Origin of the sequence: Nannocystis punicea (genome assembly GCF_026965555.1) — a bacterium.
In the GTDB taxonomy this organism is placed as follows: Bacteria; Myxococcota_A; Polyangia; order Nannocystales; family Nannocystaceae; genus Nannocystis; species Nannocystis punicea.
This window is the reverse complement of record NZ_CP114040.1, coordinates 8,801,543-8,816,283: the sequence shown is the minus strand read 5'-3', so window position 1 is coordinate 8,816,283 and position 14,741 is coordinate 8,801,543. Positions and strand designations below refer to the sequence as shown.

14 protein-coding genes are annotated in these 14,741 nt (G+C 69.8%); 6 read left to right on the top strand and 8 right to left on the bottom strand.

Annotation, left to right across the window (positions count from 1 at the left end; all coding sequences use genetic code 11):
• Positions 1-67: 67 nt before the first annotated feature.
• Both O0S08_RS33720 and O0S08_RS33715 read left to right on the top strand, forming a co-directional pair.
• Positions 68-799 (top strand): SDR family NAD(P)-dependent oxidoreductase, encoded by a 732-nt coding sequence (locus tag O0S08_RS33720; protein WP_371879566.1) that lies wholly within the window; start codon positions 68-70, stop codon positions 797-799.
• A complete protein-coding gene (locus O0S08_RS33715) occupies positions 789-1,121 on the top strand; it encodes a DUF1330 domain-containing protein (protein ID WP_269033536.1) in 333 nt (110 codons plus the stop codon). The genes O0S08_RS33720 and O0S08_RS33715 overlap by 11 nt, the downstream gene beginning before the upstream one ends.
• 127 nt (positions 1,122-1,248) lie before the next feature.
• Here the strand turns inward: O0S08_RS33715 and O0S08_RS33710 are convergent, their stop codons facing one another.
• Positions 1,249-1,848: an SGNH/GDSL hydrolase family protein gene (locus tag O0S08_RS33710; protein ID WP_269033535.1), complete on the bottom strand. Its 600-nt coding sequence runs from the start codon at positions 1,846-1,848 to the stop codon at positions 1,249-1,251.
• Between the two features lie 347 nt (positions 1,849-2,195).
• On the opposite strand from O0S08_RS33710, the gene O0S08_RS33705 reads away from it, so the two are divergent.
• From O0S08_RS33705 to O0S08_RS33695, 3 genes are all read left to right on the top strand, one after another.
• Positions 2,196-2,483: a hypothetical protein gene (locus tag O0S08_RS33705; protein ID WP_269033534.1), complete on the top strand. Its 288-nt coding sequence runs from the start codon at positions 2,196-2,198 to the stop codon at positions 2,481-2,483.
• Between the two features lie 331 nt (positions 2,484-2,814).
• On the top strand, positions 2,815-3,990 hold the full coding sequence (locus O0S08_RS33700; RefSeq protein WP_269033533.1) for a PAS domain S-box protein: 1,176 nt from the start codon (positions 2,815-2,817) through the stop codon (positions 3,988-3,990).
• Between the two features lie 465 nt (positions 3,991-4,455).
• On the top strand, positions 4,456-5,181 hold the full coding sequence (locus O0S08_RS33695; RefSeq protein ID WP_269033532.1) for a hypothetical protein: 726 nt from the start codon (positions 4,456-4,458) through the stop codon (positions 5,179-5,181).
• A 188-nt stretch (positions 5,182-5,369) separates the two neighbouring features.
• Here O0S08_RS33695 and O0S08_RS33690 read toward each other — a convergent pair whose 3' ends face one another.
• From O0S08_RS33690 to O0S08_RS33680, 3 genes are all read right to left on the bottom strand, one after another.
• Positions 5,370-5,612: a VF530 family protein gene (locus tag O0S08_RS33690; RefSeq protein ID WP_269033531.1), complete on the bottom strand. Its 243-nt coding sequence runs from the start codon at positions 5,610-5,612 to the stop codon at positions 5,370-5,372.
• Positions 5,609-7,033, bottom strand: a complete 1,425-nt coding sequence (gene dbpA / locus O0S08_RS33685; protein WP_269033530.1) for an ATP-dependent RNA helicase DbpA — start codon at positions 7,031-7,033, stop codon at positions 5,609-5,611. The genes O0S08_RS33690 and dbpA overlap by 4 nt, the downstream gene beginning before the upstream one ends.
• 283 nt (positions 7,034-7,316) lie before the next feature.
• Positions 7,317-7,928, bottom strand: a complete 612-nt coding sequence (locus O0S08_RS33680; RefSeq protein ID WP_269033529.1) for an SAM-dependent methyltransferase — start codon at positions 7,926-7,928, stop codon at positions 7,317-7,319.
• 542 nt (positions 7,929-8,470) lie between these two features.
• On the opposite strand from O0S08_RS33680, the gene O0S08_RS33675 reads away from it, so the two are divergent.
• Complete coding sequence (locus O0S08_RS33675; RefSeq protein ID WP_269033528.1) at positions 8,471-9,229, top strand: lysophospholipid acyltransferase family protein; 759 nt, start codon at positions 8,471-8,473, stop codon at positions 9,227-9,229.
• Positions 9,230-9,334: 105 nt separating this feature from the next.
• On the opposite strand, the gene O0S08_RS33670 is transcribed toward O0S08_RS33675, so the two are convergent.
• The 4 genes from O0S08_RS33670 to O0S08_RS33655 all read right to left on the bottom strand — a co-directional run bounded on the left by O0S08_RS33670 (position 9,335) and on the right by O0S08_RS33655 (position 14,696).
• Positions 9,335-11,002 (bottom strand): ATP-binding protein, encoded by a 1,668-nt coding sequence (locus O0S08_RS33670; protein ID WP_269033527.1) that lies wholly within the window; start codon positions 11,000-11,002, stop codon positions 9,335-9,337.
• A gap of 4 nt (positions 11,003-11,006) precedes the next feature.
• Positions 11,007-12,521, bottom strand: a complete 1,515-nt coding sequence (locus tag O0S08_RS33665; RefSeq protein ID WP_269033526.1) for an ATPase domain-containing protein — start codon at positions 12,519-12,521, stop codon at positions 11,007-11,009.
• Between the two features lie 379 nt (positions 12,522-12,900).
• On the bottom strand, positions 12,901-13,809 hold the full coding sequence (locus O0S08_RS33660) for an SMI1/KNR4 family protein (protein ID WP_269033525.1): 909 nt from the start codon (positions 13,807-13,809) through the stop codon (positions 12,901-12,903).
• A complete protein-coding gene (locus O0S08_RS33655) occupies positions 13,806-14,696 on the bottom strand; it encodes an FHA domain-containing protein (RefSeq protein WP_269033524.1) in 891 nt (296 codons plus the stop codon). The genes O0S08_RS33660 and O0S08_RS33655 overlap by 4 nt, the downstream gene beginning before the upstream one ends.
• Positions 14,697-14,741: the final 45 nt, after the last annotated feature.

The window sequence follows — 14,741 nt, the reverse complement described above, 5'->3', positions numbered from 1 at the left end:
GTTCATCGAAACATACCATTTTCTTGGAATGGAGAACTCGCCTAGACCTGTCCCCACGGAGGTATTCATGTCGAATCGAATCGATCGGGTCATCATCACGGGCGCCAGCAGCGGCATCGGCCTCGACCTGGCCCGCCGCTTCCTCGCCGAGGGCTCCCGGCTGGTCCTCAACGCGCGGGACCCGGACAAGCTGGAGCGCGTCCGGTGGGAGCTCGACGGCAGCGGGTCGCGGGTCTTCGCGGTCGCGGGCGAGGTCGGCAGCCCCGCCACCGCGCGCGCCCTGGCCGTGGCGGCGCGCGAGCACCTCGGCGGCGTGGACGTGCTGGTCAACAACGCCGGCATCTTCGGCGCCAAGCCGTTCCTCGACAGCACGGTCGACGACCTCGAGCGCTTCTTCACGACCAACGTGAAAGGGACGTACCAGGTGACCCAGGCGGTGGTGCCGTTGATGATCGCAGCCGGCGGCGGCTCGATCGTCAACGTCGGCGCCGCGCTCGTGCAGCAGGCGATGGCCGCGCTGCCGGCGTCGGCGGCGATGGCGAGCAAGGGCGGAGTCCATGCGCTCACGGTCTCGCTCGCCGCCGAGCTCGCCAAACACAACATCCGGGTCAACACGCTCGCGCCCATGATCGTCCGCACGCCGCTGATCGAGGACGCCGATTCGCTGGCGTCGATCCACCCGCTCGGGCGCGTCGGCGAGGTGCGCGACACGTCGGACGCGGTGCTCTTCCTGGCGAGGGCAGGGTTCGTATCCGGCGTCACCCTCGAGGTCGACGGAGGCTACTCGCATGCACGCTGAGGGCGGAGGGCACGCGATGCTGGTGGCGCTCGTGGTCGCGGACCCGGTCGCCTACGCGCGCTACCGGGAGGCGATGGCGCCGATCCTCGCGTCGCACGGGGGCTCCTTCCGCCACGACTTCGTGGTGGCGGAGGCCCTGCGCGGCGTCGATCAGCGCAGCAACCGCGTCTTCACGATCGTGTTCCCCGATCGTGCGGCGAAGGAGCGCTTCTTCGCCGACGAGCGCTACCGGGATGTGCGTGCCGCCCACTTCGAGTCGGCCGTGGTCCACACCGAGATCCTGGCGGAATTTACGCTTCCGCCGGCCTCGGAGGTCACGTAGGACCACCGTGTCGAAGCATTGGAGCTCACCGCGAACAGCGTCGTCGTGGACTGCTGCAGCGCGGCCGGTGCAGCGACTCGGCGATCTCGAGGTCGCCCGCGACTGCGGATCGTGCGAGCGGGACGCGCTAGAGGGTCGCGGCGAAGGTCGGCCAGATCGCCTCGAACCACGCCGCGTGGCCGGCGGCGGACGGGTGGAAGCCGTCGGGCGCGAAGTACTCGGCGTGCTCGTCGAGGCGGGTCGCGCCGAACAGGTCGACGAGCGTGTAGCTGTGGTCGATCGCCAGCCGGCGGACGCGCTCGTTGTAGGCGACGATCCGCTCCTCGATCTGCGCGCGGGCGATCCCGAGGAAGCGCTCGGCGAGCGCCGCGGCTGGCGCATGGGACATGTTGGGCAGCGTGCCGACGACGACCGGGCAGCGGGCGCGGTCGAGACGGTCGGCGATCGCCTCGAGATTGCGGCCGTAGTGCGAGGGGAGCACGCCGCGCCACAGGTCGTTGCCGCCGATGAACAGCGAGCAGACAGTCGGTCGCGCGACGAGGGCGGCGCCCACCTGCTCGGCGCGCAGTGTCTCGCTGGTCGCGCCGTTGCGCGCGAGGTTCAGCAGCCGCGCCGAGGGATCTCGCTGCTGCAGGCGCGCGTACACGCGGTCGACGTAACCCGTGCCAGCGGGCACGCCGAAGCCCGCGCCTGCCGAGTCCCCGAGGGCGACGTAATGGGTGGGCACGGGGCGCCAAGGTAGGTCGTCGCGGCGAAGGTGCAAGCGGATTGGCGACGGAAGACTGCGGCACTCGACAGCGCCAGCGGCCAGCGCGCGGCGGGCCGGGCGAGGAGGGCTCGTTCACCGGGCCCGCCGCAGGTCGTCGTGAACATGAGCGCCGAGCATGTCGGCCACGGGGGGCGTTCACTGCGAGACCCGACGCGCAGGAGCCGATCCTGCGGCGCGTCCTGGCGCGTGAGCCCGCGAGGCAGAGCGCGTCCGCGGCATCGACACGAAGTCGACTTCGGCGAGCGAGTCGCCTGCCCAGTCGAATCGGCGCCGTTCGTGCATCACGCCCGCGCCAGCCGGGGCGCATGGAGATCTTCATGTCCATTCATTCGCAAAGTCCGTGTTTTCTCGCCATTCTCGTCGGTTCGACGCGGGTCCCCGGTTGCGACGAGGAGCAGCGGGAACTCGAGGTCGATGTCGCCCCATACACCGGCGGAGCGCCGGCGTTGGGCGCGCAGCCCAAGGGTGACGCCCAGCAGCGATGGGACGCTCCGATGAAGGCATTGCCAGAGCAAAGGCTCGCGCCTCGTGATTCGTTCCTGCTGGCGCAGTGGGACCAGGCGAGCCCGATTCATCTCCGTTGCGCGCAGTGAACAATCGCAGACGCGATCATCGTCCGCGCTCGGGCGCGAACCTGCTCGCGCCATCGCGGGCTGGCAACAGTGGGCGGGCGGCGGTTCCGATCGGCGGCGAACACGTACACGGTGCGGCGGCAGAGCCGCGTTCGGATGATCTTGACATACAATCGCGTCTCGGGGACAAGTGGCTCCGATGATCGGAGAGCCGACCTTGCTATGATGCGGGCGCCGTTCGCTCCTGCGTCATGGCGTGGGAGGCTCTTCCGCATATGAGTACGGGGATTCGGCGACAGGCGGCCGCCCCGCAGCGAGAGCTCGCAGTCACGGCCGCGCAAGGGAGGACTAGGTGCTGAGTTACGAGAAGATGTTCCAGGCCTCGGCAGGACTTCTGGCCACCGTGGACGCGAGCGGCCACTTCCGCGTCCTGAATCCGACATGGGAGCGGATCCTCGGCTGGTCCCTCGACGAGCTGAGGAGCAAGCCGTTCATCGAGTTCGTCCATCCGAGCGACCGCGAGGCCACGCTCGCCGAGGTGGCCGGCCTCCTCCAGGGCAACACGGTCGACCGGTTCGACAACCGCTACCTGTGCAAGGACGGCTCGTACAGGTGGCTCGGCTGGGCCGCGCGGGTGGACACAGGGGAGGAGCCGTCGGAGCAGCTCATCTATGCGACGGCGATCGACGTGACGATCGACCGCGAGCGGCTGTCGCAGCTCGAGCCCAGGCTGCAGGACGCCAAGGTCTACGAGAAGCTGTTCCGCGTCTCGGTGGGCCTCCTCGTCACCCTGGACCCGAACGGGTATTTCCGCCACGCCAACCCGGCGTGGGAGCGGCTCCTCGGCTGGAGCCCCGAGGAGATGACGGCGAAGCCGTTCATCGAGTTCGTCCATCCTGACGACCGCCCGGCGACGATCGCCGAGGCCACGGCCCTGTTCGAGGGCAAGATGACCATCCGCTTCGACAACCGCTATCAGTGCAAGGACGGCAGCTACAAGTGGCTCGCCTGGACCGCGTACATGGACCCGAGCGAGGACGAGTCGACCCGGCTCGTGTACGGCACGGCCCATGACGTCACGTCGTACAAGGAGCTGCTCGGCGAGTTCGAGCGGACGCTGGCACGGCTCCGCGACACGATGGAGGCGATGTCGACGCCGTTCATCCCGATCACCGAGCGGATCGTGGTCATGCCGCTCGTGGGCCAGATGGACACGGACCGGATCCACCAGGTGATGACCGTCGCGCTCGAAGGCGTCCAGTCGACGCACGTTCAGGTGGTCATCCTCGATGTGACGGGGCTGCGCGACCTCGACACCCGCGTCGCGCGCGCGCTGCTCGACACGGCCAAGGGGCTGCAGCTGCTCGGCGCGAAGACGATCTTGACCGGAATCCGGCCCTCCCTGGCGCAGACGCTCGTCGGTCTCGGGCTCGACCTGGGCAGCATCATCACCAAGGGGACTCTCCAGAGCGCGATCGCGTCGGCGCTGACGAACGACTTGAATCCGGGCAAGCCCAACCACGCCTGATCGCGTCGCCTGGCACGTCGAGCGCGCCCGCGTGCCACGAGCGCCCTGTCAGGCGAACTGTCGTGCGCGTCATCGAAGCCCCGCTCGTCGAGGGGTGGGTTCACAATGTGGGGGGCGATGGTTGCGCTGTGACGCCCGACCTCGCCGATCGAGGTGAGGGCGAAGGCCTCGGATGCGCTCGAGCTCGTGGGCGATCGGTCCGAGCCGCCGAGATTGGTCGTGCTGCAGCGCGGCTGCGATAGCCTCGACCGCCTGCGAGGAGGCCGCACCGTGCGCCGCAGCGTGAGTCGCGCGGGAACTGTCGTCACGTCTCGCACCGATGTCGAGGCGCGAGGAGCTGCAGCGAACGGTCCGAAAAATTTACGTCGACCGGCAATTTGTTGGTTCGCTCCGGCGACTCCACGGCCGCGCGACGCGATGGCGGCCGACAGGCCGCCCCCCGCTTCGCCATAAAGGACATTTAGCATGCATTCCAAGATTACCGCGTTGACCATTTCATTCCTGCTGTTCCTCCTCGGCGCCTGCGACGGCAAGGGCGGGACGGAGAGCGACTCCGCGAGCGCCTCCGGCGCGACCACCGAGGCGACCACCATGGACACCACGAGCTCGACGGGCGGCGAGCAGCCGACGAGCACCGCGGCGTCGGAAGACACGACCACCGCAGCGACGGAGGACACGACCGGCGGCGCATCGGGCGAGACCGAGACCACGAGCGCAGCCGAACCCGACATCTCCGGCCTGTGCCAGGCGAGCTGCGAGTACGACATCGCGTGCGGGGTGGATCTCGACGTGCCGGAGTGCGTCGCCGAGTGCTCGGGGAACTTCGACGGCCTGACCGACGATTGCGTCGATACGTTGGCCAGCTTGATCACCTGCGTGAACGGGCTGAGCTGCCGGGATTCTCACGGCTCACTCAAGGACACCCCGTGCTACGAGCTGCGGGTGGCCTCGGAGCTCTGCTTCGGCGAGGAGCCCGTCGACCCGGACTGCCTCGGGAGCATCGACTTTGAGGACGTCAATTGCGCGGTGAACCTCGAGTGCCCCGACGCGCCGACGCAGAGCTTCGTGTGCGACGCCGATGTCTGCACGTGCCTCATTGGCGACATGGAGGTCGGCCAGTGCCCGTCCGAGAACGTGTGCATCGACGGCGATGTGGCCCTCAAGCAGGAGGAGTGCTGCCCATTCGGGTGAGGCGAACCCTCAGCTCCGACTATCTTGGGGGCCCTGCGGAGGGCCTCCCGACGCCCCGCTCGGCGGGGCGTCGCGGTATCCATGAGAAAACCCGAAGCCCCAGGACGTCGATTCCACGAATCCGTCGACGTATGCCGCCATGCCGCCGATGTGCGCCGCCATGTCGTCGGCGCCTGCGGCCACGCGCCCTACATCCCTTGTCGCCTGCGCTCGCGCTGGACGAAGAGATACAAGCTCTCGACCTTCGCTCGGGCCCAGGGGGTCTTGCGGAGGAACTTGAGGCTCGACGGCACGCTCGGCTCGCTGGTGAAGCAGCGGATCGAGATGCGCCGGCCGAGCTCTTCCCAGCCGAAGAAGGCCACCAGGTCGTTCACCATGGCCTCGAGGGTGATGCCGTGCAGCGGATCTTTGGACTTCGGGCTCGTCGTCACTTCAGCACCCGGGCGCGAAACGATCGGCCCTTGATCTTGCCGGCGCGCAGCCCTTTCAATGCCAGCTCTGCGCGGTCGCTGCGGATCGCCACGTAGGTATGGCGAGCCAGGATGTCGATCTTGCCGACGACCTCGCCCGGGAGGCCGATGTCGCCGGTGAGCGCCCCGAGCAGGTCGCCGGCGCGCAGCTTGTCCTGCCGGCCGCCTTCGATGACGAGGGTCGTCATCGGCGGCCGCGTCGGCCTGTCGTCGTCGGGGCCGGGCAACTTCTCCCAGCGGAACGGGGCCCCCTGCGCTCGCTCGAGCGCCGCGACCCGTTCGTGCTCGGACGGCGAGCACAGCGCCAGCGCCCGCCCCTTGCGCCCCGCGCGGCCGGTGCGGCCGATCCTGTGCAGATGGACATCGGGATCGGTGGGCAGCTCCCACGAGACGACCGCCGAGAGCTCCTGGATGTCGAGGCCGCGGGCCGCGACGTCGGTCGCCACCAGCACGGCGCAGCTCTTGTTGGCGAAGCGCAGCAGCACCTCGTCACGCTGGCGCTGTTCCAGCTCGCCGTGCAGCGCCAGCACCGAGAAGCCCCGCCTGGCGAGCTGGGCGCTGACCTCCCGGACATCGTTGCGGGTGTGGCAGAACACCAGCGCCGATTCGGGTCGGTGCTGCGACAGCAAGGCGGCGAGCGCGTCGAGCTTGCCAGCGGGCTCGACCGCGAAGAAGGTCTGCTCGATATCGGCGCGGCTGACGACGTCGTCGACCGTGACGGCCACGGGATCGCGCTGTAGCCGGCGGCTCAGCGCCCTGATGTCCTCGGGATAGGTCGCCGAGAACAGCAGAGTCTGCCGCGAGCTCGGGGTCTGTTCGACGACCGCGGTGATGGACTCCAGGAAGCCCATGTCGAGCATGCGATCGGCCTCGTCGAGCACCAGGACGCGCAGGCCGGACAGCTCGAGGTTGTCGCGCGCCAGGTGATCGAGGATCCGCCCCGGGGTGCCGACGACGACGTGGGGAGCCGCCTGAAGCGCCGGCTTCTGCGTCCGCACCGGCACGCCGCCGCACAGGGTCACGACCCTCAGGTTGGCGATGAACCGCGCGAGGCGCCGGAGGACGGTGCTGACCTGATCGGCGAGCTCCCGGGTCGGACAGAGCACGAGCGCCTGCAGGCGAGCGAGGTCGACGTCGACGCGGGTCAGCAGGGCCAGGCCGAACGCCACGGTCTTGCCGCTGCCGGTGCTGGCCTGGGCGATCACGTCCTTGCCCTCGAGCAGGCTCGGCAGCGCGTGGGCCTGGACCGGTGTCATGTGTGACAGGCCCAGCACCGCGAGCGCCTGGGCGAGCGGAGGCGCCAGCGAGAGCGCGGCGAAGGTCTCCTGCGGGCCCGGCGTGGCTGCCGATGGTTCAGGCGTTGTCGTCGTCGACTCCGTCATGCAGGCCGCGGCGCCACATTCAGTGGCGGAACCCGCTCCTGAGCCGGCGCGCACCCTAGCCCAGGGGCCAGGCCCCCGCAAGCCCGACGCGCCTGGTCCACGCGAGCCGGCGCATCGCGCACCGCGCCCAGGTTCACGGTGCCCGGGTGGCCTTGGCGGTGGCCGTCCGGTGGCCAAAAACCAGGTCCGTCCGGGTCTCGGCCAGGCCCTCCGTTCGGAGATCCGCGGCGACGCGGGTGAGTGGATGCGGCCCGCGTCGCGGCGGGGGGCCGTCGGCGCGCGCTCAGAGGCGCCGCAGCACGCTGAACAGCGCCTTCGGCAGCGGGTCGAGCGTGCCCTGGTACACGGTCTCGGTCGCCGACAGCAGCTCGAAGCGCGGCGCGAAGGTCGTGCGGATCTCGTCGGGCGAGAACCGGTGCGGCCCGACGTCGTCGGGCTGCAGCTTGCTGAAGGTCTTGAGCAGCAGCAGCCCGCCCGGCGCGAGCCAGCCGGCCGTCGCGTCGACGTAGGTGCCGCGCTGCGACGGGTCGATCACGTGGAAGCAGCCGCGGTCGAACACCGCGTCGAAGCTGGCGGTCAGCCGCGACGCGAGCACGTCGTCCTGGACGAAGGTCACCTGGAACCCGCGCGCCTGCGCGAGCGCGGTCGCCTTCGCCACCGCGGTCGCCGACAGGTCGGTGCCGGTCGTCTCGAAGCCACGGGCGGCGAGGGCGATCGCTTGCGTGCCCGGGCCGGTGCCGAGGTCGAGCAGCCGTCCGCGGGTGAGCCCGTGGTCGCGCAGCGCGGCCGCGAGGTCGGGGTCGAGGTCCGCGTAGTACCAGGGCAGGGTCTCGCCGGGCTGCTGGCGGTACAGGGTCTCCCAGTCGGGGAAGCGTTCGGACTGCAGCGTCGTCATGTCCTTGCATTAGCAGAGCGCGGAGCCGGCGACGGCGCGCGAGTTATTCGGTTGGCAAATTGTCAATGGCCTGGCAGCCCGGCGCGGCCTCGATGGTTTCATGTCGTCATTCTCCGGCAGAACAAGGAAGCTGTTCCCGCTCGCGTGTGCCAGCGCTCGAGCTCGCCGTCGGACTGGGGATAGCCGCGTGAGCTCCGGACGTGCGTCATGCCGGCGACGCGGATGAGCTCTGCAGGGTGACGTCGAGCTCCATGCGCATTGCTGTCAGGGCAGCTTTCGGGTGGCATGGGTAGGCGCACTATGATCATAGGTTCTCGCTGCCGTTCGCGCAGCGGTGGGCGGCCAGGCCGCGCGAGGTTCGCCCCGGCGAGCGGCGCGATCCTCGGCGTCCTTCGGCGGGTCTGCATCTGTGCGGCGAATCGCGCGACGAGAACGTGTTCTCGCCGCTTTGCGGGGGCATACTCTGGTAAAACGCCGTTCGAGCGCGGACTTCGCATTTTCGTTCGTCCGTCCGCTCGCTCACTTCGCTCCCTCAGGTGCTCATGTCCTTTCCAGCGCGGGTCATCCGCTATCTCGCCTCGATCCTCGTCTGGACGCTCGGGTTTGCGTGGATGACGGGCGTCATCCTCTTCCTCGTCGTTTTCGCGCTCGTGCGCGGCGGTGGGCCGCAGCTCAACCGCAAGGCGGCGAAGGGGATGTCGCACGTCACTCGCCTCGCTTACCCGCGCTTTCGCGTGGTCTACGACCCCGGGTTCGACCCGACCCGCCCGAGCGTGTTCTGTCAGAACCACGTCAATTTCATGGACGCTCACGTGGCTTGCCGGGTCATCCCCGGGCCGTTCTGCGGGTTGATGCTGGCCTCGCACTTCAAGATCCCCGCCTATGGCTGGATCATGCGGATCACCAGCGGGATCCCCGTGCCCTCCGAGGCGGGCGGACGCACGGCGGCGCTGATGGCGGCCGCGCGCGACCGCATGGCGCGCGGGATCTCGATCCTGGTGTTTCCCGAGGCCCATCGGACCCGTGACGGTCACGTCCAGCGGTTCAAGCAGGGCGTCTTCTTCATGGCCCGCGATGCCGGCGCGCCGGTGGTCCCGATCGCCGTCCACGGCGCCTACGAGGTCAACCACAAGGGCACCTGGTTGTTCTCACGCGGGCCCGTGAGCGTGTGGGTCGGGCCGCAGGTCGAGACCGCGGGCCTCGACGACGAGGCGCTGGCGGTCGTGATCGAGGAGATGCGCGCGGACATCCACGAGTTCGTCGAGACCGGCTTCCCCCGGGAGCGTCCTGCGAGCACGTGAGCCCGCGTGATTTCAGGACCTGGTGGCGAACCGCTCGCCGCCTCGGATCTGCCTCAATTTGGAGATCCGCGGCGGTCCGCGCGCCTCGGTTCCCGGGCTCGGAGCTCAGCGATCGGCGAGGGCGTCGGCGACGACGCGGGACATCGCGGCGATGTCGAACGGCTTGCTCAGGAAATACCGCGTGTCGATGAGCCGCTCGATCTCTTGCATGTCGGCGTAGCCGCTGGCGATCACCACCGGCATCGTCGCCCCGCGAGCGCGTGCCGTCTGGATGAACTCGGCGCCGTTCATGCCGGCCATCGCGAAGTCGACGAACAGCAGGTCGGGCGCGGCCTGCTCGACGCTCCTCAGGCCCTCCTCGGCGCTTGCGACCGCGCCCACGCCGTAGCCGAGCGACTGCAGGCCCTCGACCACGGCCCGCCGGACCTCCTCGTCGTCCTCGACCACCAGGATCTCGAAGCGGCGCGCCGGGCGGTCCGAAGCTTGCGGCGGCTCGGGGCGGCGCTCGTCTTCGTCGGGCTTGCCCTGGAGGGGCAGGAGGATCTGCACCGTCGTGCCTGCCCCGGGTGCGCTCTCGACCCGCGCCGTCCCGCCGGACTGCTTGGCGAAGCCGTAGACCTGCGACAGTCCCAGGCCGGTCCCCTTGCCGACCGGCTTGGTGGTGAAGAACGGCTCGAAGATCTTGCTCAGCAAGTCGGGCGGGATGCCGACCCCCTCGTCCTGGACCGAGATCGCCACGTAAGAGCCGACCGGCAATTCGGTGCCCGCGCCGTCGCTCACGGCCGCGTGCACGCGGAGCCGGCCGCCTGCCGGCATCGCGTCGCGTGCGTTCATGCTCAGGTTGAGCACGGCCATCTCGAGCTGATTGGCGTCGACGAACGCGTGCAGTTCCTTGGCGCCGGTCGTCATCTCGAGCGAGACGTTGGCGCCGAGCGCGAGCGCCAGCAGGTCCCGCATCTCGTGCAAGACGGCGCGGATGTCGTTGATTCGCGGCAGCATGGACCGCCGCCGCGCGAATGCGAGGAGCTGGCCCGTCAGGCGCGCCCCGCGGCTGACCGCGTCCTTGGCCCGCTGGTTGGTGGCATGAATGTTCGGGTCCTCGGTCATCAGGTCGACGAGGTCCAGGTTCATGCTGACCACGTGCAGCAGGTTGTTGAAGTCGTGGGCGATACCGCCGGTGAGCTGACCGAGCGCCTCCATCTTCTGCGATTGGGTCAGCGCGAGCTGGGCCCGTTCGCGCTCGGCGATCTCGGCGGTCAGGCGATCGTTGGCGCTGGCGAGCGCCGCAGTGCGCTGGGCGATCCGCGACTCGAGCAGGGCGTTGGCCTGATCGACCTCCGCCCGCGCCGCGGCCAGCTCGGCCCAGTGGCTGCGCATCGCGTACTGGCGCTGGCGCGCGCGCACGGCCGACTTGGCCGCGCTCGCCAGCGTCTCGGCGTTGAGCGGCCGCTCCAGCAGGAGGAGGTTGCCGAGCTCGCGCAGGGTCGCCTCCGCGTGCGCGGGGCGGCGACGGGCGTGGCGCAGCGCCAGGACGATGAAGGTGAAGTCCGACCACGCCGGCTGGCGCGCCAGCCACTCGCGGAGGCTGGCCTGCGACTCGGCGGCGAGGGTCTCCTCGGTGAGGATCGCACACGCCGCGCCCTCGTCGAGTCGGCCGAGCAGGTCGCGTTGATCGGAGCACGCCACGACCTCCAGCGAGACCGACCGCAACACCGCCGCCACGACCTCTCCGTCGCGCCCCCGGGGGGTGTAGATGAGGACGCGTTGTTCCACCCGCTCAGCCCTCGGACGCCGCGTCGTCGTCACTGTCGGCCAGCAGCGGCCGCGACCCTCGATAATGCGGGATGCCGCCGAGCACGCCCTGGAAGTCGAGCAGCACGTTACCCACCTCGATGCCTCCGGACGTCAGGCGGAACTCGCGGATCGTCGACTCGTGCGCGTTGGTGCGGCTCTTGGTGACCGACAGCGCCTTCAGCAGCTGCCCGCGCGCCTCGAAGTAACGGAACAGCAGCATCGAGTCGCTGAGGTAGCTGAGGTCGACGTCCGTGCGACCCTCGCCCAGCACGCCGTGCTGCCCCAAGATCAGGATCGTGATGACCCCCTTCTGATTGAGGTAGGCGAGCAGCTCGTGCATCTGCAGCACCAGGAAGCGGCTGCCCGGCATGGCGTGCAAGTACGCGTTGAGGCTGTCGATGACCACCATCGTCGCGCCCGCCTCCGCGGTGCGGCGCACCCGGTGGGCGAACTCTCCGGCCGACATCTCGGCGGGGTCGAGCTGCTGCAGCTCCAGCTGTCCGTCCTCGACGTAACGGTGGACGTCGATGCCCAGCGCCGTCGCGCGCTGCAGCATGACCGACAGGGCCTCGTCGAAGAGATAGAAGGCGCACCGCTCGCCGCGCCGGAGCGCCGCCTCGACGCACGAGAGGGCGGTCGTGGTCTTGCCGGCGCCGGCCGGCCCGCTGAAGAGGACGCTGGTCCCGCGCGTGAGGCCGCCGCCGAAGATGCTGTCCAGCGCCGGGTTGCCCGTCGAGACCACGGTGTGCTCGACGTGGGTGCGGTGCTCCGCCGCCACCAGGCGCGGATAGACCTCGATGCCGCCGGTGCGGATCTCGTAGTCGTGATCGCCGCCGCGATACTTCAGGCCACGCAGCTTGGACACCCGCAGACAGCGGCGCTCGGGCCCGTACTGGTGGGTGTGCTGCTCGAGGCACAGGACGCCGTGGGCGATGCTGTGCAGCTGCAGGTCTTGCTGCGCGACCGTGCGATCGTCCAGCAGCATGACGGTGCAGCCCTTGCGGGCGAAGTAGTGCTTGAGCGCGAGGATCTGCCGGCGATAGCGGAGCGCGTCGTGGGCGAGCATCCGCATCTCGGACAGGCTGTCGAACACCACGCGCGTCGGGTTCTCCCGCTCGAGGGCCCGGAGCACGCCGTCGACGGTCTCCCCGAGCTCGACCTCGGAGGGGTGCAGGATCGACTGCTCGGACGCGCCGCCCAGATCGGCGGGCGCGACGAGCTCGAACACCCGGATGCCCGCGAGCGACCAGCCGTGCGACGCCGCCACCACCTCGAGCTCGCTGTGAGTCTCGGACAGGGTGATGTACAGGCCGACCTCGCCGCGGTCTCGCCCCGCGAGCAGGAACTGCAGGCCGAAGGTGGTCTTCCCGGTCCCCGGCGCCCCCTCGAGGAGATACAGGTGGTCGCGCGGGAAGCCTCCGCCGAGGATGTCGTCGAGGCCGGTAATTCCGGTCGGCGCGCGCGGCTGCGAGAAAGGCTTGGGAACGGCTCGAGTCATGGCTGAAAATCGGTCGTGTTCGCTGTATGGATGCGTTCGACAGGCGGGGCAACCGGACAATTCGCAGGTCCCGCCCGTGAGCAAGCCACGGGCCCGCTGCTTTCGTTTCTCGCCACATGCGAGTCGGCGCCTTTTGCGACCCGAGCGCGGGCATCGCGCTCGTTGCGAGCCGCGGAGGATGCCCGGTGACTTTTGGCGGGTCAGGACCCGCACATGCGTGCCGCGACTGCTGCAGCTCGGGTCGCAAAAGGCTGGGGCGATCCGCGATGATTCGCGGCGTGTCCTCGACGAACCGTCGAGCGCATCCGGCGAGGCGGTCGGCATGAGCTCCCGACTCGTGGCCAAGGTGGCCAAGAAGGCCGTCGCCCGGCGGCGGTGTCTAGCCCGCTCCCTCGGACGAAAGCCCGCGGAGCTTTGCCTCCACGAGCTCGCGCGCGCGCGACGTCTTGGCGGCGGGCGACAGTCCGGAGGGCACCAGCCGCTTCATCGCGCTCACCACCGCGTCGATCGTGGCGCCCTCGTCGCGCATCCGCTCGACCAGTTTGAACTGCGCGATCTCGTCGTCGAGCCAGCGCTCGTACCAGGTGACGAGGGTGTCGTCGGTCTCGACGATACGGTCGTCATCCCAGTGCACGATGCGCCCGACGTCACCGGTACACACCACGCCGGAGTACAGCGAGCAGCCGGAGAACAGGAGCGTGACGATGCCGGTCAGCCGCGACGGCGACAGGTTGGCGTACGTCGGCTCGGGCGGCTGCGCCTGGGTGCGAACGCCGAGCGCGCGCAACGCCTCGATCCCCGGGTACGCGGTGCCTGGACGCCGGCGCTTGAGCTCCGCCGCAGCGAACAGGCCATGGTCTGGTCCCGCGCCGCCGTTCCCGACAGTGAGATAGAACGCGTGCAGGCCGGGCGGAAGCCTCGCGCCGAGCTTCTCCTCGATCGCCTCGAGCTGGCGCGGGGTGGCCTTCGGTCGCAGGAGGTACCGATGGGTCCGAGCGCCGAACGTCGCGTACCCGCGATCGAGCTCCCGCAAGACCTGGAGCTTCTCGACCGCGCGCTCCCAGTCGGTGCGATCGCCGGACCACGCGGGCCGCGGCGTGGGTGCGGGTCGCTCGGCCGGCGCCACTTGCTCGAACGCGCCGGGCTCGGCACGTACCTGCTGCATCGCGCGCGCGAGGGGCACGCCCTGCGCGACGAGCTCGTTGAGCTTGCGCTGGGCGGCCCGGGTGAGCCGGCGGGCGGGTGGAGCGTCCTCGTTCATGCGGGCGTCGGCGTCCGGGCCGGTCACCCCGGTGCAGCGACGAATTTGAAGATCGTGCTGCCGATCTTCAGGTGGTCGCCGGCGGCCAGGCGTGCTTCCTGGACCTGCTTGTCGTGGACGTAGGTGCCGTTGGTGCTGGCGTTGTCGATGACCCACCAGCCGTCGTCGCGCGGCTCGAGGCGGGCGTGGCAGCGCGAGACGGAGTCGCCGGACAGCACGATCGTGTTGTCGAGGCCGCGGCCGACGGTGACGCCCGTCGGGTTCAGGACGTAGGAGCGACCGACGAGCTCGGCGTCCAGCGAATAGAGGACCACGAGGGCGTCGACGTGCTTGGGGGCGCCGGGTCCGTACGAGAACAGGCGGTCGGCCCAGTGGCGGACCGGGTCCGGTCGACCGAGCTGTACGGTCTGGACGCCGCCGTCCGTGAGCCCCTTCGGGATGGCGATGCACTGCCCCGCGAATGCGCGGACCTCGGCGTCGGCGACGGTCTCGCAGTAATAGACGCGCTCGTTGCATTGCTGGCACAGTCGGACCGACTCGCCATCGGCCGGCGCGAGCGTCTCCCACCGCTTGGGGCAGGCGAAGGCGAAGCGGATCCGCGGCGCGGCCTGTTTGGCGCCGTCGCTGCCGCAGTTCATGATCTCTTCGCGCAGCAGCGCGCCGGCGTAGTCGAGGCCGACCTCGCGCGACAGCTCGACGAACCGGGCGAGCACGGCGGGGTCGTCGGTCGCACGCGAATGGAGGGCGACCTCGAGGCGCAGCCACTCGGCGCGCTCGGGGTCCCTGCCCTCGACGAGCTCCGCGTAGGCGAGACGATCGGCGTCGCCGAGCGTCTGGTCGAACGCCTTGTGGATGAACGGCCGCTCGTCGTCGGAGCGCAGGTATTCGGCGATGCGGCGCGGCTCCTCGGCCATGGTGAGTGGATAACACGTCCGGGCGCCCCTCGCGGGTCGCCGGTG